This window comes from Bradyrhizobium agreste, assembly GCF_016031625.1.
GTDB lineage: Bacteria > Pseudomonadota > Alphaproteobacteria > Rhizobiales > Xanthobacteraceae > Bradyrhizobium > Bradyrhizobium agreste.
Map to the genome: position 1 here is coordinate 41,383 of NZ_JACCHP010000029.1, position 21,160 is coordinate 62,542.

Here is a 21,160-nt window from a genome sequence, read left to right on the forward strand (position 1 = left end):
AATCCATTCCTCCACCGACACTGCCGCATGATGGATTCCGGGCTCGACGCTGCGCGTCGCCCCGGAATGACAGCCGAGAGACATTCAGCCCCCATCCTCTCCCGGAACTGCACCCACGCCCCCGCCGTTATGGCTCGGGCGGCCGCCCGGCCGCGTCAATGTTGCAGGCGAGATGTTCGCCTCCGCCAGCCGATTTCCGCTAAAATGCCCGATAACCGCGCCGATGCATGAGGTCCGCCATGAGCTTCCGCCGCGACACCATCACCAAGCCGATCTTCTCCCGGGCACGCGGCGTGCTGCCGGCGATGTCCGACACCGAGAGTGAGGCGCTGGAGGCGGGCGACGTCTGGTGGGATGCCGATCTCTTCACCGGCGATCCCGACTGGACGAAACTGCTGAAAATTGCGCCGGCCAAATTGACCGACGAGGAGCGGGCCTTCCTCAATGGCCCCGTCGACGAGCTCTGCGCCATGCTCGACGAGTGGAAGATCTTTTGGGAAACGCGCGACCTGCCGCCGGACGTCTGGCACTTCGTCAAGCGCGAAAAGTTCTTCGGCATGATCATTCCGAAGGAGTTCGGTGGCCTCGGCTTTTCGCCCTACGCGCATTCGGAAGTGGTGCGCAAGATCTCGACCCGTTCGATCGCGGCCGCGGTCACCGTGATGGTGCCGAACTCGCTCGGCCCGGGCGAGCTCCTGATGCGCTTCGGCACTTTGGAGCAGCAGCAGCGCTGGCTGCCGCGCCTCGCCGACGGTCGCGAAATTCCCTGCTTCGGCCTCACCAGCCCGGAAGCCGGCTCGGATGCCGCCTCGATGGTCGACAGCGGCATCATCTGCAAAGGCGAATTTGAGGGGCGCGAGGTCGTCGGCCTCCGCCTCAACTGGCACAAGCGCTACATCACGCTCGGCCCGGTCGCGACGCTGCTCGGCCTTGCCTTCAAGGCCTATGATCCCGATCATCTGGTGGGCGATCAGGAAGAGCTCGGCATCACCGTGGCGCTGATCCCGACGAACCTGCCCGGCGTCGAGATCGGGCAGCGTCATCTGCCCTCGATGCAGGTGTTTCAGAACGGCCCGAACTGGGGCCGCGACGTCTTCATCCCGCTCGACTACGTCATCGGCGGCAAGGAGCGGCTCGGGCAGGGCTGGAAGATGCTGATGACCGCGCTTGCCGCCGGGCGCGGCATCTCGCTGCCGTCGCTGTCGGCGGCCGGGGCCGCCTATGCCGCGCGCACCACCGGCGCCTATGCCCGCATCCGCGAGCAGTTCGGCATCTCGATCGCCAAGTTCGAAGGCGTCGAGGAGCCGCTCGCCCGCATCGTCGCGACCGCCTACCAGCTCGATGCCGCACGCCGGCTCACCTGCGCGGCGCTCAATGCCGGCATCCATCCCGCCGTCATCTCCGGCATCATGAAGCTGCACGCGACCGAGCGGATGCGCACTGCGATCGATGACGCCATGGACATCCATGGCGGCAAGGCCGTGATCGACGGTCCGCAAAACTATCTCGGCAATCTCCACCGCGCCGTGCCCGTCGGCATCACGGTCGAAGGCGCCAATATCCTGACCCGCAATCTCATCGTGTTCGGGCAAGGAGCGATCCGCGCCCATCCTTACCTGCTCGACGAGATGAATGCGCTCGCGGATAGCGATCGCGACCGCGGCCTCAGCGCGTTCGACAAGGCGTTCTGGAAGCATGTCGGCCATCACTTCCGGACACTCTTCCGCGCCTTCGGTCGCAGCTGGACCTTTGGCGCCTTCTCGCCGGTGCCCGATGCGGGCGATGCCACGCCGTTCTATCGCCAGCTCTCGCGCTACTCCGCGGCGTTCGCGCTCTGCGCCGACATGGCGCTGCTGACGCTCGGCGGCGCGCTCAAGCGCAAGGAAATGCTGTCGGCCCGTTTCGGCGACATCCTGTCCGAGCTCTATCTGCTCTCGGCCGCGCTGAAGCGCTGGCAGGACGAGGGGCGACAGAAGGAGGACTTTGCCGCGCTGGAATGGTGCATGGCGGCGGGCTTCCGAACCATCGAGAGCCGGCTTGCCGAAATCCTGGCCAATCTGCCGAACCGCTTCGTCGCCGGCTTCCTCAAGCTGGTGGTGCAGCCGTTCGGCGCCCGCGTGCTCGGCCCGTCCGACCGCGTCGTGCACCAATGCGCAGCCATCGTGCTGGAGCCGTCGGCGGCACGCGAGCGCCTCACGCCGGATCTCGCTTATGTCGATGACGACGGCGGCTTTGCCCGGCTGGAGCGCGCGTTCAAGCTGGTCGCGGCGACGGATGCGATCGCCAGGCGCATGCGTGCTGCGCATATCCGCGACTGGAAGGAGGCCGTCAGCAAGGGCGTGATCACCCAGGCTGAGGGCGAGCAGCTTGCTGCAGCTCATGAAGCCGTCACAAAAGTGATCGAGGTCGATGATTTTGCGCCGGAGGCGCTGTCGCCGATTTACAAGAAAACCGTCAATGTGCATCAGTTCTTCCAGGAACTCGGTGATCAGAGGGCGGCGAGCTGATGGCACGACCGGTATTCATCGTCGACGGCAGCCGGACGCCGTTCCTGAAGGCGCGTTCGGGGCCAGGGCCGTTCACACCGGTCGATCTCGCCGTGCAATGTGGCCGGCCGCTCTTGGCGCGCCAGCCGTTCTCGCCCGACAGCTTCGACCAGGTCATCCTCGGCTGCGTCAACGTGATCGCGGACGAGATGAATCCGGCCCGCGTCGCCGCGCTCCGGCTCGGCATGGGTGAGGACATGGTCGCCTTCACCGTGCAGATCAATTGCGGCTCGGGCATGCAATCGATCGACACCGCCTACCGCTATATCCGCGAAGGCCATGCCGACATGATTTTGGCTGGAGGCACCGAGGCGCTCAGCCACGCGCCGCTGGTCTGGCCGAATTCCGGCGTGCGCTGGTTCGCCGGCCTTGCCACCGCCAAAGGCGTGGCCGCGAAGCTCGCCTCGGCGTTCAAGCTGAGGCCGCGCGATCTCAAGCCGATCATCGGCCTCGAGCGCGGCCTGACCGATCCCGTCACCGAGCTGAACATGGGCCAGACCGCGGAGGTCGTCGGTCATCTCTTCGGCATCACGCGCGCGCAGTCGGATGCCTACGCAGCCGAGAGCCACCGCCGGCTCGCACATGCGCAAAGCGCGGGTTATCTGAAGGGTGAGGTCGAGACTGCGTTTTCCCGCGACGGCAAGTTCTTCGACCATGACGACGGCGTGCGTCCGGACTCCACGGCCGAGACGCTCGCCAAGCTCCGGCCGGTGTTCGAGCGCCCGTGGGGCCAGGTCACCGCCGGCAATTCCTCGCAGATCACCGACGGCGCCTCCTGGGTGATCCTCGCCTCCGACGCCGCCGTTGCAAAGCACAAGCTGACGCCGAGGGCCGTCATCGTCGACAGCCATTGGGCCGCGCTCGACCCCAGCATCATGGGGCTCGGTCCGGTGATGTCCGTGACCCCGCTGCTGAAGCGCAATGACCTCACCCTCAAGGACGTCGAGACCTGGGAGCTGAACGAGGCCTTCGCAACGCAAGTGCTCGGCTGTCTTGCCGCCTGGAAGGACGACAAGTTCTGCCGCGAGATTCTTGGGCTGGACGGCGCGGCCGGCGAGATCGACCGCGAGAGGCTGAACGTCGACGGCGGCGCGATTTCGCTCGGCCATCCCGTCGGCACCTCCGGCAACCGCATCGTGCTGCATCTCGTCAATGCGATGAAGCGGCTCGGCACGCGCCGTGGTGTGGCCACCGAATGCATCGGCGGCGGGCTCGGCGGCGCCATGCTGATCGAGGCGGTGTGACCATGGATTCCAAGATCATGACCGTGCTCGCCGATCGCGTGCTGGAGCTCGGGCCGCGTCCCGCGTCGGATGGTCCCTACAAGAACTTCAAGCTCACCCGCGATGCGGATGGCGTCGCCTGGCTGCTGTTTGATCGCGCTGGCGCCAGCGCCAACACGCTGTCCTCCGAGGTGATGGAGGAGTTCGACGCGGTGCTCGCGGCAATCGAGACCGAACGTCCCGCCGGTCTCGTCATCCGCTCGGCAAAGCCGTCCGGCTTCATTGCCGGCGCCGACGTCAACGAATTCCGCGGGGCCAGCGATCCCGGCATGGTGGAGACGCGCATCCGCGCCGCGCATGCGGTGGTCGATCATCTGGAAGCGCTAAGGCTGCCGACCGTCGCAGTCATCCACGGCTTCTGCCTTGGCGGTGGGCTCGAGGTGGCGCTGGTCTGCCAGGCGCGCATCGCCATCGAGGGCGCGCGCTTCGGTTTCCCGGAGGTGATGCTCGGCCTGCATCCTGGTCTCGGCGGCACGGCGCGGTTCACCGCGCTGGTCAATCCGACCCAGTCGATGGCGCTGATGCTGACCGGCCGAACCATCGACGCGCGCCGCGCCAGGGCGCTCGGCCTCGTCGACACAGTGACGCAGGAGCGGCATGTCCAGGGCGCGGTGAAGGATGCGCTGTTCGGCCGTATGAAGCGGGCCAAGCCCGGTCTGCTCACGCGCGCCGCCAATCTCGGACCGGTGCGCGGCCTGCTGGCCAAGCGCATGCGCTCGGAGGCCGTGAAGGCTGCATCGCGCGAGCATTATCCAGCGCCCTATGCGCTGATCGATCTCTGGGAAGCGCATGGCGGCAGCAAGTCCGCGATGCTGAAGGCCGAGCAGGCCTCGTTCGCCAAGCTGATGGTGACGCCGACCGCGCAGAACCTGATCCGCGTTTTCTTCCTGCGCGAGCAGATGAAGAAGGCGGCAGGCGCCGGCAGTACGGTGAAGCATGTCCACGTCATCGGCGCCGGCGCGATGGGCGGCGACATCGCGGCCTGGTGTGCGGGGCAGGGCCTTCGCGTCTCGCTCGCCGACATGAAGCCCGAGCCGATCGCGGGCGCGGTGAAGCGCGCGGCCGACCTCTACGGCAAGATCATCCGCAAGCCCACCGACGTGCGCGACGCGCTCGATCGCCTGATCCCCGATATGGACGGTGAGGGCGTCCGCAACGCCGATCTCATCATCGAGGCGGTGCCGGAAAAGCTCGAGCTGAAACAGAAGGTCTATGCCGGCATCGAGCCGCGCATGAAACCGGGCGCGATCCTTGCGACCAACACGTCCAGCATTCCGCTGCAGGACCTGCGCACCACGCTGGCGCGGCCGGAGCGGCTGGTCGGCCTGCATTTCTTCAACCCGGTGTCGCGGCTGCAGCTGGTCGAGGTCGTCAGTCACGACGGCAACGATGCACAAGTGCTCAAACAGGCGCTCGCCTTCGTCGGGGCGATCGACCGCCTGCCTTTGCCTGTGAAGAGCTCGCCTGGCTTCCTCGTCAACCGCGCGCTGACGCCCTACATGCTCGAAGCGATGGTGATGCTGGACGAGAAGATCGACCAGCGCCTGATCGATGAAGCGGCTGAGCAGTTCGGCATGCCGATGGGTCCGATCGAGCTGGCCGATCAGGTCGGGCTCGACATCTGCCTCGATGTCGGCGACATGCTGCGCACCAAGTTCGGCGATCTCCTGCCGCCGACGCCGGCCTGGCTACGCGACAAGGTCGCCAAGGGCGAGCTCGGCCGCAAGACCGGCAAGGGCTTTTATACCTGGAAGGACGGCAAGGCGGAGAAGACGCCGTTGCCGGAGACCGGACCGCGCGTCACCGACCAGATGATCGACCGCCTGGTGCTGCCGATGTCCAATGTCTGCGTCGCGGCCCTTCGCGAGGGCATCGTCGACGATGCCGACGCCGTCGACGGCGCGATGATCTTCGGGACCGGTTATGCACCCTTCCGCGGTGGTCCGCTGAATTATGCGCGAACGCGCGGCGTGGAAAACATTGTATCCACCCTGCGCGCGCTGGCTGAACGATTCGGCGCGCGTTTCGCGCCGGATCCGGGCTGGGACAATTTCAAGTGAGCAATCTCGAGAGAGGCATGAACGAGCAAGCCACGACCGCGCCGAGCGGCGATCTCTGCATCCGCACGCTGGCGATGCCGGCCGACACCAATGCCAACGGCGACATCTTCGGCGGCTGGTTGTTGAGCCAGATGGACGTCGGCGGCGGAGTGTTCGCTTCGAAGGTCGCGCGGTCGCGCACCGTGACGGTCGCGATCGAGGCGATGAATTTTCGCAAAGCGGTCTATGTCGGCGATCTCGTCTCGGTCTATGCCAATCTCGTGCGCGTCGGGCGCACCTCGCTGACCGTGCATCTCGAAGCCTGGGCATTGCGGCGCAAGGAGCTGCATCCGTTCCTCGTCACCGACGGTCATTTCACCTACGTCTCGATCGATGACCACGGCCGTCCGCAGGCGATCCAGCGAGAGGATCCGCCGATCGCGACGTAATCGCGCGCGACGCTCTGCCTTATCTTGCGAGGCTTTGCAGCGCCGCAAAACGCGGCACGAGCAAGTCAACCGCGTCGCGGCTTCGCCAAGAACCAGTCATAAAACGGATGAGGTCCCGGCGTACTCAATTGCGTGTCGATTCGGGGTGGAAACGGCCAAATGCCCTTGGGAACTTTTGGGCAGGAGCACCGTTGTTTGCCCGCACTGAGGAATCCACGGACCATGCCGGACAGCTACATCATCGAAGTCGATTCGCAGACCGCAGGTATCGTCGTTCGTTCCCAGGGAGGCTACTGCTTCTTCGCCTCGTCGCACCGCTTCAACCGTCTCGAAGGCCAGCTCTTCCGCAACGCCCGCGAAGCCGAGCGCGCCGCGCGCAGGCTGCTCAACGGCGATGTGAAGGAGGCGGCGTAAGCGCCTGCTGGTCATTCCGGGGCGCGCGAAAGCGCGAACCCGGAATCTATCCTGCTGCAGAAATTGCCGACCAATGGATTCCGGGCCCGCGCCTTTCGGCGCGTCCCGGAATGACGGCTATGATCACAATTTCGTCGCCGCCCGCGACAAGAGCTTCCACTCGTCGCCTTGCTTCTGCCAGTTCATCAGGATGTGAAGGTTGGTCGATACTTTCTTCCCATCGGCCGCCATCTCCTGTTCGCCCAGCCAGTGGAAACGCACGATCGCCGTGGGGCCGACGACCTTGATGGTGGGGTCCTTGTACTCGATGGACAGAAACTTCGACTTGCCGTCGGTTGCGTTGGCGATGAACGTCGCCTTGTCCTCGACCTTGCCGCTGGAATGGCTGTAGCTCAGCTCCTCCGCGCACAGCGCGCCGAGCGCCTTGGGATCGGCCGCGATCTGGGCGAGGCGGAAGGCCTCGACCCTCTTGGCCACGGCTTCCTCGTCTGCCGAAGCGGCGAGCGCTGGTCTCGCGAACGCAAGCGCGGAGACGGCGAGAGTCGAGAGACACAGATCGCGTCGATTGATCGTCATTGTTTCCTCCTTTTTTGATCTTGCAACCAGTGTTGCAGTCACACGCGGGTTTGTCGAGTGTCACCTGCGGATCATGTGGATGCGTCATTGCGCGATCGAGGCTGTATTGATACGCCTTCCGCATCGATGCGTCGCGCATTTGGGAAAGTACGGAAATGATCGAGACCAAACACGATGGAATGAGCCGGGCGTTGTTGTTCGACATTGACGGCACGCTCGCCGACACCGATCCGTTGCACTTGAAGGCTTTCAACCAGGTGCTCGGTCCGCACGGACATGTCTTCGATCACGCACGTTTCTCCCGCGAGCTGCAGGGCTTCGCCAATGTCGCCATCGGCGAGCGCTTCCTGGCCCATGAGATGCCGGAGCGGCGCGCCCTGATCCTCGAAGAGAAGGAAGAGGTCTTCCGCACCCTGGTGGCCGGGCAGATCGCACCGCTGCCGGGCTTGATGGCGCTGCTCGACCGCGCCGATGACGCCGGCATTCCCATGGTCGCGGTGACCAACGCGCCGCGTCTCAACGCCGAGCTGCTGCTCTCCGGTCTCGGCATCACGCATCGTTTCAAGGCGCTCGTGATTGGCGCCGAGCTGCCGCACGGCAAGCCGCATCCGCTGCCCTACCAGGAAGGGCTGCGTTACGTCGGCGCGAGGCCGGAAACCTCGATCGCATTCGAGGATTCCCGCACCGGCGTGCAGTCCGCAACGGCGGCCGGCATTCCGACCATCGGCATCCGCACCAGCCTCAGCCATGCTGACCTGGTTGGAGCAGGCGCGGTCGCGTCCGCGAGCGCCTTCGACGACCCGACGCTGCTCGCGCGTCTCGAAAGTGCCATGGCGTGGTGTTCGAGACGGCGCTGACGCGCCTCTCCATGATGAGGCTCATGGGCGTCAACGCCCGTTGAAGCGACTGCCGCGCATTCTGCCCTCATCCCGAGGAGCCCGCCTCAAGCGGGCGTCTCGAAGGATGGCCGCAGAGAAAAGCTCTCGAATGCGATAGCCCTGGGGCGCGACTAGCCCCGCTGCGAATATTCGCACTCGCCCTCGCCGGAATCCTTCCTGGCTGCCGCAAGCCAGCGCGAAGAACATCCGGCTCGGCACTTTCAGCTTGCGGAAATCCGGCGCGGGCCGTTTGGAAACGGGCGCAATGAGCAGCCCATCAAGCTGGAAGGCGCCGATCTAATCCCAGTATGGGATGGCCGGACGGGCGATCATCAGCCAGAAGATGATCAGCACGGCGGCGAAAGCCGGAAAGCCGAAGGCGAACCACCATCGGAAGAGATGGTGATACCGGGCGGGCAGCTCGCCCTTGCTCGCGACCGCCGCGACGGCGAGATCGCGCATCTGCATCTGCATCCACACCACCGGCAGCCAGAAGGCGCCGATCACGAGATACAGTGCAATCGACGCCGCCACCCAGCCGTCGCCGAGGGAATACCCGCTCGACCAGGCGAGCCACGTGCCCGTGATTGGCTGCAGGATCACGGCACTCGCCGTGAACAGGAAGTCGGCCAGCACCACCGTCCGCGCCACGCCCGCGATCTCGCGCGGGTCGCCGCGCAGATGTGCCATCAGCATGAAGAAGGCGATGCCGGCCCCGGTGCCGAGCAGCACGGCAGCGCCGATGATGTGCGCCATCTTCATGAGGAAATAGAGCATCAGCGATCCTCCCGGATCGCCATGGCGACCAGGTTGAGCATGATCACCGGCCAGATCTTCAGCATCGGTCCCAGCGGATCGGCCCATAGCCGCGGCACCAGCGCCGTGCCGATCACGGCGTAGGTGAGCGAGATGATCAATGCTGCCCAGAGCCCGTAACGGCTTAGAGGCCGCCAGAGAATGGCAAGCCCGATGACGATGTCGGCGAGCGCGCCTGCGGTGACGGTGAGCGCCGCGACGTTCCCCTGCAGCCCGCCTTCTAGCAGCAACGACATGCCGATGTCCCAGCCCGCGCTCAGCGAGATGATGCCTGTAGCGATCCAGAACAGGCCGAAGACGCCGAAGATCAGCGGCTTGAGCGCATACAGCCGTGCAAACCAGCGCTCCTGCACCGAGGCAGGCTCGCGCGCGAGCGCGGCTTCGAGATCGCGCGGTGGAGTGCCGGTCAACCGACGCCAGGGCTCGGGATCGCCGGTCGCACCGCGGCGCATTTCCGCCTGTGCCGTCGTGTTGATGGGCGTTCGCCATCCCAGCGTCTGCGCAACGTCTCCCGCGCGGTAAGCAACCGAAGCCACCCAGGATGGCAGCTGCAGGCGGTACGCCGGCCTCCAGCGCAGCCAGGCCCGAAACAGCGCGACCGCGTCGCTGAAGGCGATTGGCCGTGGGCCGGCCAGATCGATGGCGATGCGGGAAGGCGCGCCCGGCTGCAGGAAGAACAGCACGGTCTCAACGACCTCGTCGAGATGCACCGGTTGAATTGCGGCCGTGTCCGGCATGACCGGCAGAACCGGCAGCGCCGCCAGCCCTCGCAACAGCGCGCTGCCGCCATAGGCGGCGCGGCCGATCACGACGGAGGGTCGCAGGATGACCCAATCGAGGTCGCGCGCCATCAAGGCGGCTTCGCCCTCCCGCTTGGTACGAGAAAAATCGCTGGGGGCATCGACATTGCTGCCGATCGCCGAGAACAGGACGACGCGGCGGACGCCTGCGCTTTCGCAGGCGCTGTAGAGTGCCGCGCTGCCGGCGACATGAACCCCGTGCAGATCCCGTCCCTGGAGCGCTCCGGCCAGGTTGATCACCGCATCGACGCCCGCAAGGATGCCCTTCCATTGCGAGGGATCGGTTGTGCGGGTGACGTCGAGGCTGATGTGGCGCCGATCGCGATCTGCAGCCGGGTGGCGCGACACCGATAGACATTCGTAGCCTTCGGCCGACAGCCTGGCGTGGATCGCCGAGCCGAGAAATCCTGTACCGCCAACGAGGAGAATTCGCATGACTGCTCCTTCGATCGGCTACCGAATGCCGATAACGGCTGATCTCATCGGACGAACAAAGCGGGGCCACGGCGCTTGTTCCTCCAGGCGGAACCGATTGGCCTGGCGAACCCGACCGCGCTGCTGCTACAAATCGGCACAAAGCCACAAGAAAGCGACCGGGAGAGAGCGATGCGGCCCAACGGGACAGATTCAGGCTTTGCGGCCGGCGATGTCACGCCCGCGGTGCTTGCGATCGGCCGCTCCGATTTTCCCGATGTCCTCATCGACACGTTGCGGCGGCAGGCCGATGTCGGCCATTGCATGGTGTTCGCGTTGAGCCGGGCCGGCGCGGCGAGCTGTCTGCTCGATGCCGGCAACATCCCGATCGGCGGCGATCTCGGCGCCGCCTATGCCGGCCAGTTTCACGAAACCGATCCCAACCGCGATGCGCTGTTCGAAGGCGAGGGCGGCGCGCCGATCATGCTGCCTCACTTCGCGCCGCGCATGTACGGCGCGCGCTACCGCAAGATCTTCTTCCAGGATTCCGGCATCGTCGACAAATGTGCGACCGCGATCTGGAACGGTGACATCTGCTTCTACGTCAACTTCTATCGGATCGCCGCGCAGGGCCGCTTCAGCGCCGCGCAGCGCGAGCGGCTCGGGACGATCGCGCCGGCGATCGCAGCCAGCGTCGCGCGCCATTTCCAGGAGAAGCCGACGCCCGATCTTGCGACCCTGTTCGCGACGCGCGCGCCGCTTTCCACGCTCACCCCGCGCGAGCAGGAGGTCTGCCGCCGTATTCTCGCAGGCTTCAGCTCAGAGGCGATCTCGCAAGCGCTCGGCATCAGCCTGCATTCGACCCTGACCTACCGCAAGCGCGCCTATGAGCGGCTCGGCATCTCCTCGCAGAGCGAGTTATTTGCGATCGTGCTGCGGCTGCTGGCCGGTCCGCGGCCTGAACTAGGTGGCTCCAAGTCCGCGATCTCTGTGTCCATCCAATTTTAGCATTTGGTCGGATCTCTAGTTGAAGCATTTGGCCTATCATCCGATGCGATTGCCGCGCGCAGGGTCGATCCGAGGTTGAGAACATGCCAGACTGGCTTCTCGCACTTATCTGTCTGATCGCCCTGCTGGGATTCATTGGCTATGCCTTTTTCCAGGGCATGAGGGTCCCGCCGGATCGAAACAATGCGAACTTTGGACCCAGCCAGAATGACGGTTGGTCCGGCGGCTCCGACGGTCATTCCGGAAGTTAGCCAGGATACCGCCTGCCCCCGGTCGACGTCCGCGAAGGCGCGACGGAGGTCGCCCTTGCGCAGATACGCTATCGCGCGGCTGCTGTAGGCGGCGTGGTCGTTAGCATGCAGTCGCCGCAACGTGGTTAGTCGTTTCTTTGCGAGATGCCTTGGCCACGATGAAGCGCGCCGCCATGACGAGGTGGCAGTGGCAGCGCCATGGAATTCGTTGCAATTGTCTGGATTGGGTCGGAAGCCGGGGTCGGCTTTTCGCTCTGGAACGTTCGGGCGCGGACCCCCCTTAGCGGAAATTAACGTTGCGCGGCCAATATGCTCGACATGCATTCCGAATGGCGTCGTCAACTGCCCTATTTGGTTCACACCAACAGAGAGCTCGGCCTGATGCTCCGGGGTACCAAGCCCCTCGCATATTTCGCGGATTTCGTTGGCCGTGAACCAGATATCTGTATTCGGTATTGGCGCATGTTCGACCGGCATGTCGCTGAAGGCCGCCTGACAAAACGCGAGTTGATCGAGCCATGTCCCGAGTCGCCACGACTCGAATATCGGATGCTGTTCTACACATTGCCCGGTCACGAGTGGCGGATCGATGCCATGCTTGCGCTGCTGAACGAACCCGGAGTTTGGTCCTATGATCGCGAACGGCGCTTCGGCGAATTGCTTGGTTACGAGACTTGGCAGATCGACCATTGGCTGACGCATGGTCGCTCGCTGGCGAACGCTTAGTCTGCGGTACCTATCGCGAGCCTATCCGCGGGTTTGCTCCGCCTCTCCCGCTTGCGGGAGAGGCCGACGCGCTCGCAGAGCGCGGCGGGTGAGGGCTCTCGCCGCGCAGGGAAATCTTCTGCAATCCTCAACAATCCCGACGCGGAAACACCCTCTCCCCAACCCTCCCCCGCAAGCGGGGGAGGGAGCCCAGTGCCGATGCCGCCGCACCGTGCGCACCATATGCGATTGCCCTGCCGAGTGAGGGGGGCGCCCTGCGAATGCCCGCGGTTGCCGCACACACTGGCACCCCTGCAGCGCTCGGATGAGCGGCCTTGCTATGCGGAAAGCCGCGACCGGTAGGGCGCGTTGAGCAGCAGCATGAACAACGCTCGTTCCGCCCGGTACTTTGCGGCCGCTCGGCTGGATTCCCGGCCCTGCATCACCACTGCGCCCTCGATGGTGCAGACGCTCCAGCTCCACGTCCTGCGCCTGCGCGGCGCCAGGGTCACCTCGAAAATCGGAAATTCCGGTCCCGCCATCGCCGCCGCTTCTCGCCAGACATCCAATTTGGGCCGAGTTGAACCCGGAGCGCCGGCCTGTGTCTTCACCCATTTGGGTGAAGCGGAGCTTTCGCCCGCCCGGGGCAGGGTTGTTGCATTTGAGATGTGGCTATGGGCACCAACTGTCTCCACAGCGTCATGGCCGGGCTCGTCCCGGCCATCCACGCCTTTCCACCCAATACAAAGGACGTGGATGCCCGGGACAAGCCCGGGCATGACGGCCTCTGCAAAATTCAAACGCGATTATCCCGCCCTGCCGGGGGGCAGCCTCAGTCTCTCAGCGGCAATTTGGGGATCGCGCCGAAGAGCGCAGCTGCGCTCTTCTGGTTACGCGTTCCCGTCTTGGCGAGGACGGCCTTGACCTGCGTGCGGATCGTTTCGCGACTGAGTCCGTGATGCGCCGCGATGTCGCCGATCGTCTGTCCTTGCGCGATTCCGCGCGCAACGCGCGCCTCGCTGGGGGTGAGATCGAACAGGCCGCGAATGAGGGCGAGGCTCGGAGCCTGCGAGGCGGTGACTGGCGTTGCGATGAGGAGGCCAACTGCCCCGTCGAACAGATCGCGCGCTTCGCCCGGCATCGAAACCAGATGAAGGACCACGCGATCGAGATCGCTGGTGCGGCGCGCGGCAAAGGAGCACACGGCCTTTTCCGGAGCATCGAGTTGAGCAAGGCCGGCGCGCAGCAGGGTGTCGGCCGCGCGGTCCTTGATGGCGATCCGGTCCTTCGGCAGCCATTGCAGAACATCGGTCATGTCTTCGATCAAGGCGTTCGCGGCCAGCACACGCCCCGAGCGCGTGATCGCGAGCGCCGGCAAGCCGACCAGGGACAACGCCTCGGTTGCCGCCCGCATCCGGGTGAGCCGCCAGCGCGTCGACAGCAGAGCCGCCCGCGCGAGATGGGGACGAAAGCGGTCGAGAAAATCGAGGTCCTGCCGCGAAAATGCGGGGCGGCCGGCCAGTCTTTCCATATGGAAGACGATGATCTCACCGGACGGGCTGCGGACCGCCGTCGCGCAAGCGTGCTCGAAGCCCCACTTCTTGTTCCATTCCACCCGATATGGATCGCGCTCCCATTCCTCCGGCGTAAACACCTCCTGCTCGCCGACGAAGCCGGGATGATCAAGCGCCAGGAGTCTCGGCGTCGTCTCCGTCCGGCTGGAGAGGTCGCTATTCAGGAACGCCGAGAAGGCCTCGCGGATCGAGGGCGACGTCACGACACCATTCCAGACTCCGGACCATTGATCGGAGTCCGTGGTGATCATGACCATGCCATGCGCGCCTGCGGCATGGGCGATTTGCTCCAGAACATCCGGCCAGAGCTCTGGAAGCGTCGCTGCCTCGTGGATGCGGTCCACGATCTGCTCGAAATCGATGCCCGTCATTGTCCCCGGTAGCCCATCCGGCTCGCAGAGGCACGGTATGCACGCCCACTCGAGCCCTGTGCTTCTCGTCCACGCCATTGATAGCAACGCCCTTCGGGGGAACTCAATTGCAACTTTTTCCCGAATTCATCGGGTGAACGCATGCCAGGCGTCGCACTCACATTATAACTACCTGAAAGTTCTCAGGTTTATCGTGCCGGCGGCCTGTGCTCCTGAAGGCGTCCCCGAAACGCCCGTCCCAATCGTTGGGGACAGACGCCGGCTTGCGAAGGCGTTAGCCTTTGCATCGAGAGCCTTGGCATCGAGGAGACGACAAGGGAGGGAAGCTTGAGCACCGCGCCGCGCATCGACATCGACCCGGCCGCCTTCTGGGCCGATCCCTATCCGATGCTCGCCAAAATGCGGAAAGAGGCGCCGATCGCGTTCGTGCCGCAGCTCGGCTCGACGCTGCTGACGAGCCGCGACGACATCTCCATCTCCGAGAAGCAGATCGACGTGTTCTCCTCGCACCAGCCGGCCGGCCTGATGAACCGGCTGATGGGCCACAACATGATGCGCAAGGACGGCGAGGCGCATCTCGTCGAGCGCCGCGCGATGTTTCCGACGATCTCGCCGAAGACGGTGAAGGCGCATTGGACGGCGCAGTTCCAAGCCCATGCGGATCGCATTATCGCTTCGCTTGAACCTGGCCGGATCGATCTCATGCGCGACTTCGCGCTGCCGTTCTCCGGCGAATGCCTGAAGTCGATCACCGGCCTCACCAATATCGGCTTTCAGGACATGGATGCGTGGTCGCAAGGCATGATCGAGGGCATCGCCAATTATGCCGGCGATCCCGCGGTCGAGGCGCGCTGCCATGCGGCTACCGCGGGCATCGACGCCGCGATCGACGACATGCTGCCGGTGATGCGCAAGCATCCCGACCAGAGCATCTTGGGCGTGCTGCTCGCCTCGGGCATGCCGATGGAGAGCGTGCGCGCCAACGTCAAGCTTGCGATATCAGGCGGCCAGAACGAGCCGCGCAAGGCGATCGCCGGCACGGTCTGGGCGCTGCTGACCCATCCCGACCAGCTCGATCTGGTCCTGCGCGGCGAGGTGTCCTGGCTGCAGGCCTTCGAGGAATATGCCCGCTGGATCTCGCCGATCGGCATGTCGCCGCGCCGCATCGCCAAGCCCTGGACCATTCGCGATGTGTCGTTCGAACGCGACGAACGCGTGTTCCTGATGTTCGGCTCCGCCAACCGCGACGAGAAGCACTTCGAGCGCGCCGATGCGTTCGACGTGCGGCGCGACACCACCAAGAGCGTCGCCTTCGGCGCCGGCCCGCATTTCTGCGCCGGCGCCTTCGCCTCGCGCGCCATGATCGCCGACGTCGCCCTGCCGACCCTGTTTGCGCGCGCCTCGCGCATCGAGCTCGCCGACGACGAAGAGGTGCGGATCGGCGGCTGGGCCTTTCGCGGGCTGCAGAATCTGCCGGTGAGGTGGGAGCGATAGGCCGGTGAGGGCCTCTGACCCCAACGCTGCCATGATGCCATTCTGCCCCTGTTCTGCCCGACGAGTCAAACGCACTTCGGATAATACGTAAGTCTTTGTTTTCGCACGCCCCGCTACTGTGCATGGGGTTGTTTTGCGACTTTTCATGTTCCGGCGGTCCAGGGCTCGACCAAATCCGTGCGCCTCTCACATTCGCGTGCAGAAAAATTCCATCCTCATTCGCCTCGCCGCTTGAAAGATTGATCGCGCGCGCAGCACGCACCGCAGTGCGCGCATCGCTATTTTCCCAGACGTCTCGACAGCTCCGATGACGCGCACCATCATTCCGCAAGCGTGAATGGAGCGTGGAATGCAGCGTCGAGACTTTCGGAAACCGTCGAAGCCGATTCAAATCCGCGACATCGTCTGGCGCAACCCGGCAGCCTGACCGTGCCGACCGATCTTCCCGTCCACAAAGGTTCGAAGATGAAGCGCATCGTTCAACGCGTGATCGCAGCCATCGTGCTGTCGATCGGCATCGTCGCCGCCGCGGTCGGCACGACTTACGGCTAGGGGCACATCGATGAGCCAATCCAACGCCAACATCCTCTGGTTCCTGCCGACCCACGGCGATGGTCGCTATCTCGGCACCGGCATCGGCGGCCGCGAGGTCAACTTCAACTATCTGCGCCAGATCGCGCAGGCCGCCGATCAGCTCGGCTATTTCGGCGTGCTGTTGCCGACCGGGCGGTCCTGCGAGGATTCCTGGATCGTTGCTTCCTCGGTCGCGCCGTTCACCGAGCGGCTGCACTATCTCGTCGCCGTTCGTCCCGGCCTGCAATCGCCGAGCGTCGCCGCGCGCATGACCGCGACTCTCGATCGCATCTCGAACGGCCGACTGCTCGTCAACGTCGTCACCGGCGGCGATCCCGTCGAGAACAAGGGCGACGGCGTCTTCCTCGGCCATGACGAGCGCTACGAGGTCACCCGCGAGTTCCTGAACGTCTACAGCGATCTGCTCGCCGGCAAGACGGTGGACGCCGAGGGCAAGCACATCCGCATCGAGAGCGGCAAGCTGCTGTTTCCCCCGGTGCAGTCGCCGCGCCCGCCGCTCTATTTCGGCGGCTCCTCCGATGCCGGCATCGACGTCGCGGTCGACACCGTCGACAAATATCTGACCTGGGGCGAGCCGCCGGCGCTCGTTGCCGAGAAGATCGCCAAGGTGAGGAAGGTCGCCAGCGCTCGTGGCCGAAAACTCTCCTTCGGCATCCGTCTACACGTCATCGTCCGCGAGACCAACGAAGAGGCCTGGCGCGCCGCGAACGAGCTGATCAGTCACGTCAGCGATGACACCATCGCACTGGCGCAGAAGAACTTTGCCCGCATGGATTCCGTCGGCCAGCAGCGCATGGCGCAGCTGCATGGCGGCAAGCGCGACAAGCTCGAGATCGCGCCGAACCTGTGGGCTGGTGTCGGCCTCGTGCGCGGCGGCGCCGGCACTGCGCTGGTCGGCGACGCCCAGACGGTGGCGGCCCGCATCAAGGAATATCAGGATCTCGGCATCGATACCTTCATCATGTCGGGCTACCCGCATCTGGAGGAAGCCTATCGGTTCGCCGAGCTGGTGTTCCCGCTGCTCGCGCTGGAGCAGCCGAGCAACGTCACAAGGCTGCATTTCAACGGTGGTCCCTTCGGCGAGACGGTCGGCAGCGATTTCCGTCCGCAGCATCGGGTGTCGCAGTCATGAGCCTGATCGACAGCATTTCGCTCCCGCGCAGTATCCGCCTGCCGCGGGCCAACGGCCTGATCCAGTGGATCGTGCCGCTCACCATCATCGCGATCTGGCAGGCCGCGAGCGTCACCGGCTTCATGCCGACGCGGGTGCTGCCGGCACCGAGCGACGTCGTGCTCTCCGGCTGGAAGCTGCTGCTCTCCGGCGAGCTCGTCCGCAACATCTGGGTCTCGTTCTGGCGCGCCTCGATCGGCTTTCTGATCGGCGGCAGCATCGGCTTCGCCTTCGGCCTCGCCAACGGCCTGTCGCAGCTTTCGGCGAAGCTCACCGACACCACGCTGCAGATGGTGCGCAACGTGCCGCATCTGGCGCTGATCCCGCTGGTCATCCTCTGGTTCGGCATCGACGAGAGCGCAAAACTCTTCCTGGTGGCGCTCGGGGTGTTCTTCCCGATCTATCTCAACACGCTGCACGGCATCCGCACCGTCGATCCGCAGCTGATCGAGATGGGCCGCATCTACGGCATGACCGATGGCGAGCTGTTCCGCCGCGTCATCTTCCCGGGCGCGCTGCCCTCGATCTTCGTCGGCATCCGCTTTGCGCTCGGCATCATGTGGCTGACGCTGATCGTCGCCGAGACCATCGCGGCCTCGTCCGGCCTCGGCTACATGGCGATGCAGGCGCGTGAGTTCATGTTGATCGACGTCGTCGTGCTCTCGATCCTGATCTACGCCCTGCTCGGCAAGCTCGCCGACAGCGCCTCGCGCGTGCTGGAGCGTCTGACGCTCTCCTGGCACCCCGCCTTCCAGAAACGTTGAGCAAGGATACTGGGAATCACATGCAGACAGCGCTTCGTACCTCCCTTCCCGAGACCGAGCTCGCCAGCCGCGCCAATTTCGCGCCCCATGCCCGCGTGGTGCGCGAGGAGCGGCCGCTTCACGCCAGCGGCCTGCCGCTCAGCATCCGGGGCCTGCGAAAGTCCTTCGGCGACAACGAGGTGCTGCGCGGCATCGACCTGCACATTCCGGCCGGCCAGTTCGTTGCGATCGTCGGCAAAAGCGGCTGCGGCAAGAGCACCCTGCTGCGCCTGATCGCCGGCCTGGAGAAGATCGATGCCGGCAGCATCAGCTTCGGCCAGGACATCCAGCCCGAGGACATCCGCGTGATGTTCCAGGAGCCGCGGCTGCTGCCCTGGGCCCGCGTGCTCGCCAATGTCGAGGTCGGCCTCGGCCGCGATCGCGCTTCCGGCGATGCGCATGCCCGCGCCGAGAAGGCGTTGATCGAGGTCGGCCTCGCCGACAAGCGCGACCAATGGCCTTCGGTGCTCTCAGGGGGCCAGAAGCAGCGCGTTGCGCTCGGCCGTGCCCTGGTCTCGCGCCCGCGCGTGCTCGCCTTCGACGAGCCGCTCGGCGCGCTGGATGCACTGACCCGCATCTCGATGCAGCGCCTGCTGGAGCGGGTCTGGCGTGACCAGGGCTTTACCGCGATCCTGGTGACTCACGATGTCTCCGAAGCCGTCGCGCTGGCCGATCGCGTGCTCGTCATCGAGGAGGGTCGCATCGCCCATGACGTCACGGTTAACGCGGCGCGGCCGCGCCAACGCGGCTCGGCCGAGCTTGCCGGTCTCGAAGGCTCGATTCTGAGCCACCTTTTGTCGGCGGACGATCGTACCTAAATAAAGGGAACCCCGCTTGCGGGGAGCAACGCCATGAATGTAGTGCCCCGCGATCTCATGACTGAAATTCCCGTCTCGTCCGCCGATTTCCGCGGCGCCATGCGCCATCTCACCGGCGGCGTCAGCGTCATCACCGCCGGGCGGGGCAAGGACATCACCGGAATGACAGTGACCTCGGTGACCTCGCTGTCGGTCGAGCCGCCAACGCTGCTGGTCAGCATCAACCGCGACGCCTCCTCGTTTCCGCTGATCCGCCGCATTGGTGCTTTCGGCGTGAACATCCTCAATGCCGACCAGCTCGACGTCGCCGAACGCTTTGCCGGCAGGGGCGGGCTGAAGGGCCCGGATCGCTTCGCAGGCAGCCAGTGGGTGACGGCGGTCTCGGGTGTTCCGCTGCTGGTCGGCGCGCTCTCGGCCTTCGATTGCGAAGTCGAGGAGATCGTCGAGCGCCACTCGCACGGCATCGTCATCGGCCGCGTCAGGGACATCAGGAGCTCGACCCGCAATGCCGCGCTGGCCTATTGGCACGGCCAGTACGTGGCGGTCGATCAGGACGAAGACGCGGCAAGGCTCGCCGATGTCAGCCTTCCCGCGCGCGGCCGGCGCGGCATTTGATCTGCGCAGGCTGGTCTTTTCCGCCTCATCGCTCTAGAAGCGCTCCTCGGCTGTCCCGCCGGACGCATGGAGCGGAACGATGAAGCGCGCGGCTACCTTTATCTTCTATGCCATCGGTGCGCTCGCGATCGCTTATCTTGTGCTCTACGCCTACGCGATGCTCTCTGACGCTCCGATCGTGCCGGGCGACCCCATCCACATCTTCCGCAAGCCGGATGCGCCGAGTTATTCGTGAGGCGAATGCGTGCCCACGGGTGCGCGCCGCCTCTCTCCTCGTCATGGCCGGGCTTGACCCGGCCATCCACGTGCATCGGCAATTTGGGATCGACGTGGATGCCCGGGTCAAGCCCGGGCATGACGACGGAGTGCGTGGCGGCTACCCCCGCAGAATCGCCAGCGCCAGCGCCTGCGCGCGCGGCACGATGCTGTCGATCTCCAAATATTCCTCCGGCGTGTGCGCGAGCCCGCCGACCGGGCCGAGGCCGCAGATGGTCGGTGTGCCCACGGCGGCGGTGAAGCCGGAATCGGCGCAGCCGCCGGAGAACTCGCCCTGCAGCGTGGTAAGGCCCACCTGCCTTGCGGCCGCCTGATAATTTTCGAACAGCGCCTTGGACTCCGCGCTCTGCACCACCGGCACGAACTCGCCCTTGATCGTCAGTGTCCCGCTGGTGCCCGGCACGTAGGAGGTCGCAACAATCTTTTCGATCGCGCCCATGATCCGCGCGCGATCGGCCGGATCGACATAGCGCAGGTCGATCTGCCCTTCCGCGGACGGCGCCGTCGTGTTGACGGACTGCCCGCCCCGAGACGAGGCCGACATTGAGTGTGATGCCCTTGTCGAGGTCGGTGAGCGCGTGGATCTGGACGATCTTGTGCGCGAGCTCGCCAATGGCGCTGACCCCGGCGGCAAAGTTGGCGCCGGAATGCGCGGCCTTGCCGGTGATGGCCATGTGCATGAAGATGCCGCCCTTGCGCCCGGTGACGACGTTGCCCGTGGGGCGGCCCGGCTCGGAATTGAACACCGCGCGGGCCGCGCGGCCCTCGCGCTCGATCACCGGGCGCGAGGAGGGCGACCCGATCTCCTCGTCGGAGGTGATCAGCACCTTGATCGGATGCGGTGAGCCGCCGAACTTGTGGAAGGCGGTGGCCACGAACACATTCATGACGAGGCCCGACTTCATGTCGGCGACGCCGGGCCCATAGGCGCGGCCATCCCGGATCGTGAACGGCCGCCGCGCGGCCTCGCCCTTGCCGAACACGGTGTCGCGATGCCCCATCAACAGCACCGGCTTCTCGTTGCTGCCAGGCTTTGCCACCTCGGCATGGATCGCGTCGCCGAAGGTGGCGTTGGCCTCGCGCCGGAACGGAATGCCGTGCTCGGCAAAATGCCGCTCGAACCGCGCACCGACCGCATCGACGCCGTCCTTGTCGTAGGAGCCGGAATCGATGTTCACGACGTCGCGGAGCAGGTCGATCATCGCCTGCCTCTGCGACGCCAGCCAATCCGTGATTTGAGCTTCAGACATGTGGTCCCTCGCGTG

The 21,160-nt window shown here is 65.3% G+C and carries 20 protein-coding genes and 1 pseudogene; 14 read left to right on the forward strand and 7 right to left on the reverse strand.

The features are described from left to right. Positions 1-239 precede the first annotated feature (239 nt). The 5 genes from HZZ13_RS32620 to HZZ13_RS32640 all read left to right on the forward strand — a co-directional run bounded on the left by HZZ13_RS32620 (position 240) and on the right by HZZ13_RS32640 (position 6,731). Positions 240-2,507: an acyl-CoA dehydrogenase gene (locus HZZ13_RS32620; protein ID WP_197963549.1), complete on the forward strand. Its 2,268-nt coding sequence runs from the start codon at positions 240-242 to the stop codon at positions 2,505-2,507. Further along, positions 2,507-3,790 carry an acetyl-CoA C-acetyltransferase gene (locus HZZ13_RS32625; RefSeq protein ID WP_197963550.1) on the forward strand — a complete coding sequence of 428 codons (1,284 nt, stop codon included), beginning with the start codon at positions 2,507-2,509 and terminating at the stop codon, positions 3,788-3,790. The genes HZZ13_RS32620 and HZZ13_RS32625 overlap by 1 nt, the downstream gene beginning before the upstream one ends. 2 nt (positions 3,791-3,792) lie before the next feature. Continuing rightward, positions 3,793-5,889 (forward strand): 3-hydroxyacyl-CoA dehydrogenase NAD-binding domain-containing protein, encoded by a 2,097-nt coding sequence (locus HZZ13_RS32630; protein ID WP_197963551.1) that lies wholly within the window; start codon positions 3,793-3,795, stop codon positions 5,887-5,889. Between the two features lie 17 nt (positions 5,890-5,906). Continuing rightward, a complete protein-coding gene (locus HZZ13_RS32635) occupies positions 5,907-6,317 on the forward strand; it encodes an acyl-CoA thioesterase (RefSeq protein ID WP_197963552.1) in 411 nt (136 codons plus the stop codon). A gap of 222 nt (positions 6,318-6,539) precedes the next feature. Beyond that, positions 6,540-6,731, forward strand: coding sequence for a hypothetical protein (locus HZZ13_RS32640; RefSeq protein ID WP_197963553.1), 192 nt, complete (start codon positions 6,540-6,542; stop codon positions 6,729-6,731). Between the two features lie 123 nt (positions 6,732-6,854). Here HZZ13_RS32640 and HZZ13_RS32645 read toward each other — a convergent pair whose 3' ends face one another. Further along, positions 6,855-7,307: a nuclear transport factor 2 family protein gene (locus HZZ13_RS32645; protein WP_197963554.1), complete on the reverse strand. Its 453-nt coding sequence runs from the start codon at positions 7,305-7,307 to the stop codon at positions 6,855-6,857. Positions 7,308-7,462: 155 nt separating this feature from the next. Here HZZ13_RS32645 and HZZ13_RS32650 point away from each other — a divergent pair, with 155 nt between their 5' ends. Further along, a complete protein-coding gene (locus HZZ13_RS32650) occupies positions 7,463-8,164 on the forward strand; it encodes an HAD family hydrolase (RefSeq protein ID WP_197963555.1) in 702 nt (233 codons plus the stop codon). A 318-nt stretch (positions 8,165-8,482) separates the two neighbouring features. Here HZZ13_RS32650 and HZZ13_RS32655 read toward each other — a convergent pair whose 3' ends face one another. After that, positions 8,483-8,962, reverse strand: coding sequence for a DUF2269 family protein (locus tag HZZ13_RS32655; protein ID WP_197963556.1), 480 nt, complete (start codon positions 8,960-8,962; stop codon positions 8,483-8,485). After that, positions 8,962-10,236 carry an SDR family oxidoreductase gene (locus HZZ13_RS32660; RefSeq protein ID WP_197963557.1) on the reverse strand — a complete coding sequence of 425 codons (1,275 nt, stop codon included), beginning with the start codon at positions 10,234-10,236 and terminating at the stop codon, positions 8,962-8,964. The genes HZZ13_RS32655 and HZZ13_RS32660 overlap by 1 nt, the downstream gene beginning before the upstream one ends. A gap of 171 nt (positions 10,237-10,407) precedes the next feature. Between HZZ13_RS32660 and HZZ13_RS32665 the strand changes: the two genes are divergently transcribed. Next, positions 10,408-11,223: a helix-turn-helix transcriptional regulator gene (locus HZZ13_RS32665; protein WP_197963558.1), complete on the forward strand. Its 816-nt coding sequence runs from the start codon at positions 10,408-10,410 to the stop codon at positions 11,221-11,223. On the opposite strand, the gene HZZ13_RS32670 is transcribed toward HZZ13_RS32665, so the two are convergent. The 3 genes from HZZ13_RS32670 to HZZ13_RS32680 form a co-directional block, all read right to left on the reverse strand. Then, on the reverse strand, positions 11,220-12,176 hold the full coding sequence (locus HZZ13_RS32670; RefSeq protein ID WP_197963559.1) for a hypothetical protein: 957 nt from the start codon (positions 12,174-12,176) through the stop codon (positions 11,220-11,222). The two genes, HZZ13_RS32665 and HZZ13_RS32670, sit on opposite strands and share 4 nt — an antisense overlap. Before the next feature lie 341 nt (positions 12,177-12,517). Further along, positions 12,518-12,721 carry a hypothetical protein gene (locus tag HZZ13_RS32675; RefSeq protein ID WP_197963560.1) on the reverse strand — a complete coding sequence of 68 codons (204 nt, stop codon included), beginning with the start codon at positions 12,719-12,721 and terminating at the stop codon, positions 12,518-12,520. A 290-nt stretch (positions 12,722-13,011) separates the two neighbouring features. Then, entirely contained in the window at positions 13,012-14,124 is a 1,113-nt protein-coding gene (locus tag HZZ13_RS32680) for a helix-turn-helix transcriptional regulator (RefSeq protein WP_197963561.1), read from the reverse strand. A gap of 327 nt (positions 14,125-14,451) precedes the next feature. Here HZZ13_RS32680 and HZZ13_RS32685 point away from each other — a divergent pair, with 327 nt between their 5' ends. The 7 genes from HZZ13_RS32685 to HZZ13_RS32710 all read left to right on the forward strand — a co-directional run bounded on the left by HZZ13_RS32685 (position 14,452) and on the right by HZZ13_RS32710 (position 19,854). After that, a complete protein-coding gene (locus HZZ13_RS32685; RefSeq protein ID WP_197963562.1) occupies positions 14,452-15,618 on the forward strand; it encodes a cytochrome P450 in 1,167 nt (388 codons plus the stop codon). 429 nt (positions 15,619-16,047) lie between these two features. Continuing rightward, entirely contained in the window at positions 16,048-16,170 is a 123-nt protein-coding gene (locus HZZ13_RS37275; RefSeq protein ID WP_283817196.1) for a hypothetical protein, read from the forward strand. 10 nt (positions 16,171-16,180) lie between these two features. Continuing rightward, the gene (gene ssuD, locus HZZ13_RS32690; protein ID WP_197963563.1) at positions 16,181-17,344 is read left to right on the forward strand and encodes an FMNH2-dependent alkanesulfonate monooxygenase; all 1,164 of its coding nucleotides are present in this window, start codon (positions 16,181-16,183) and stop codon (positions 17,342-17,344) included. Further along, positions 17,341-18,147 carry an aliphatic sulfonate ABC transporter permease SsuC gene (gene ssuC / locus HZZ13_RS32695; RefSeq protein WP_197963564.1) on the forward strand — a complete coding sequence of 269 codons (807 nt, stop codon included), beginning with the start codon at positions 17,341-17,343 and terminating at the stop codon, positions 18,145-18,147. The genes ssuD and ssuC overlap by 4 nt, the downstream gene beginning before the upstream one ends. Before the next feature lie 20 nt (positions 18,148-18,167). Next, positions 18,168-19,004 carry an ATP-binding cassette domain-containing protein gene (locus tag HZZ13_RS32700; RefSeq protein ID WP_197963565.1) on the forward strand — a complete coding sequence of 279 codons (837 nt, stop codon included), beginning with the start codon at positions 18,168-18,170 and terminating at the stop codon, positions 19,002-19,004. A gap of 33 nt (positions 19,005-19,037) precedes the next feature. After that, complete coding sequence (locus tag HZZ13_RS32705) at positions 19,038-19,619, forward strand: flavin reductase family protein (protein ID WP_197963566.1); 582 nt, start codon at positions 19,038-19,040, stop codon at positions 19,617-19,619. 79 nt (positions 19,620-19,698) lie between these two features. Beyond that, complete coding sequence (locus HZZ13_RS32710; protein ID WP_197963567.1) at positions 19,699-19,854, forward strand: hypothetical protein; 156 nt, start codon at positions 19,699-19,701, stop codon at positions 19,852-19,854. A gap of 141 nt (positions 19,855-19,995) precedes the next feature. Here the strand turns inward: HZZ13_RS32710 and HZZ13_RS32715 are convergent. Next, positions 19,996-21,145, reverse strand: a pseudogene (locus HZZ13_RS32715) (M20 family metallopeptidase). Positions 21,146-21,160 lie beyond the last annotated feature (15 nt).

What these genes read in the sequence shown, in the direction of transcription:
- ssuD (WP_197963563.1), top strand. Translation starts at nt 16,181, where the DNA reads ATGAGCCAATCCAACGCCAACATCCTCTGGTTCCTGCCGACCCACGGC.
- HZZ13_RS32660 (WP_197963557.1), bottom strand. Translation starts at nt 10,236, where the DNA reads ATGCGAATTCTCCTCGTTGGCGGTACAGGATTTCTCGGCTCGGCGATC.
- HZZ13_RS32655 (WP_197963556.1), bottom strand. Translation starts at nt 8,962, where the DNA reads ATGCTCTATTTCCTCATGAAGATGGCGCACATCATCGGCGCTGCCGTG.
- HZZ13_RS32680 (WP_197963561.1), bottom strand. Translation starts at nt 14,124, where the DNA reads ATGACGGGCATCGATTTCGAGCAGATCGTGGACCGCATCCACGAGGCA.
- HZZ13_RS32705 (WP_197963566.1), top strand. Translation starts at nt 19,038, where the DNA reads ATGAATGTAGTGCCCCGCGATCTCATGACTGAAATTCCCGTCTCGTCC.
- HZZ13_RS32625 (WP_197963550.1), top strand. Translation starts at nt 2,507, where the DNA reads ATGGCACGACCGGTATTCATCGTCGACGGCAGCCGGACGCCGTTCCTG.
- HZZ13_RS32710 (WP_197963567.1), top strand. Translation starts at nt 19,699, where the DNA reads ATGAAGCGCGCGGCTACCTTTATCTTCTATGCCATCGGTGCGCTCGCG.
- HZZ13_RS32650 (WP_197963555.1), top strand. Translation starts at nt 7,463, where the DNA reads ATGATCGAGACCAAACACGATGGAATGAGCCGGGCGTTGTTGTTCGAC.
- HZZ13_RS32640 (WP_197963553.1), top strand. Translation starts at nt 6,540, where the DNA reads ATGCCGGACAGCTACATCATCGAAGTCGATTCGCAGACCGCAGGTATC.
- HZZ13_RS32630 (WP_197963551.1), top strand. Translation starts at nt 3,793, where the DNA reads ATGGATTCCAAGATCATGACCGTGCTCGCCGATCGCGTGCTGGAGCTC.
- ssuC (WP_197963564.1), top strand. Translation starts at nt 17,341, where the DNA reads ATGAGCCTGATCGACAGCATTTCGCTCCCGCGCAGTATCCGCCTGCCG.
- HZZ13_RS32620 (WP_197963549.1), top strand. Translation starts at nt 240, where the DNA reads ATGAGCTTCCGCCGCGACACCATCACCAAGCCGATCTTCTCCCGGGCA.
- HZZ13_RS32645 (WP_197963554.1), bottom strand. Translation starts at nt 7,307, where the DNA reads ATGACGATCAATCGACGCGATCTGTGTCTCTCGACTCTCGCCGTCTCC.
- HZZ13_RS32675 (WP_197963560.1), bottom strand. Translation starts at nt 12,721, where the DNA reads ATGGCGGGACCGGAATTTCCGATTTTCGAGGTGACCCTGGCGCCGCGC.
- HZZ13_RS32665 (WP_197963558.1), top strand. Translation starts at nt 10,408, where the DNA reads ATGCGGCCCAACGGGACAGATTCAGGCTTTGCGGCCGGCGATGTCACG.
- HZZ13_RS32700 (WP_197963565.1), top strand. Translation starts at nt 18,168, where the DNA reads ATGCAGACAGCGCTTCGTACCTCCCTTCCCGAGACCGAGCTCGCCAGC.
- HZZ13_RS32635 (WP_197963552.1), top strand. Translation starts at nt 5,907, where the DNA reads ATGAACGAGCAAGCCACGACCGCGCCGAGCGGCGATCTCTGCATCCGC.
- HZZ13_RS32670 (WP_197963559.1), bottom strand. Translation starts at nt 12,176, where the DNA reads ATGCGTCAGCCAATGGTCGATCTGCCAAGTCTCGTAACCAAGCAATTC.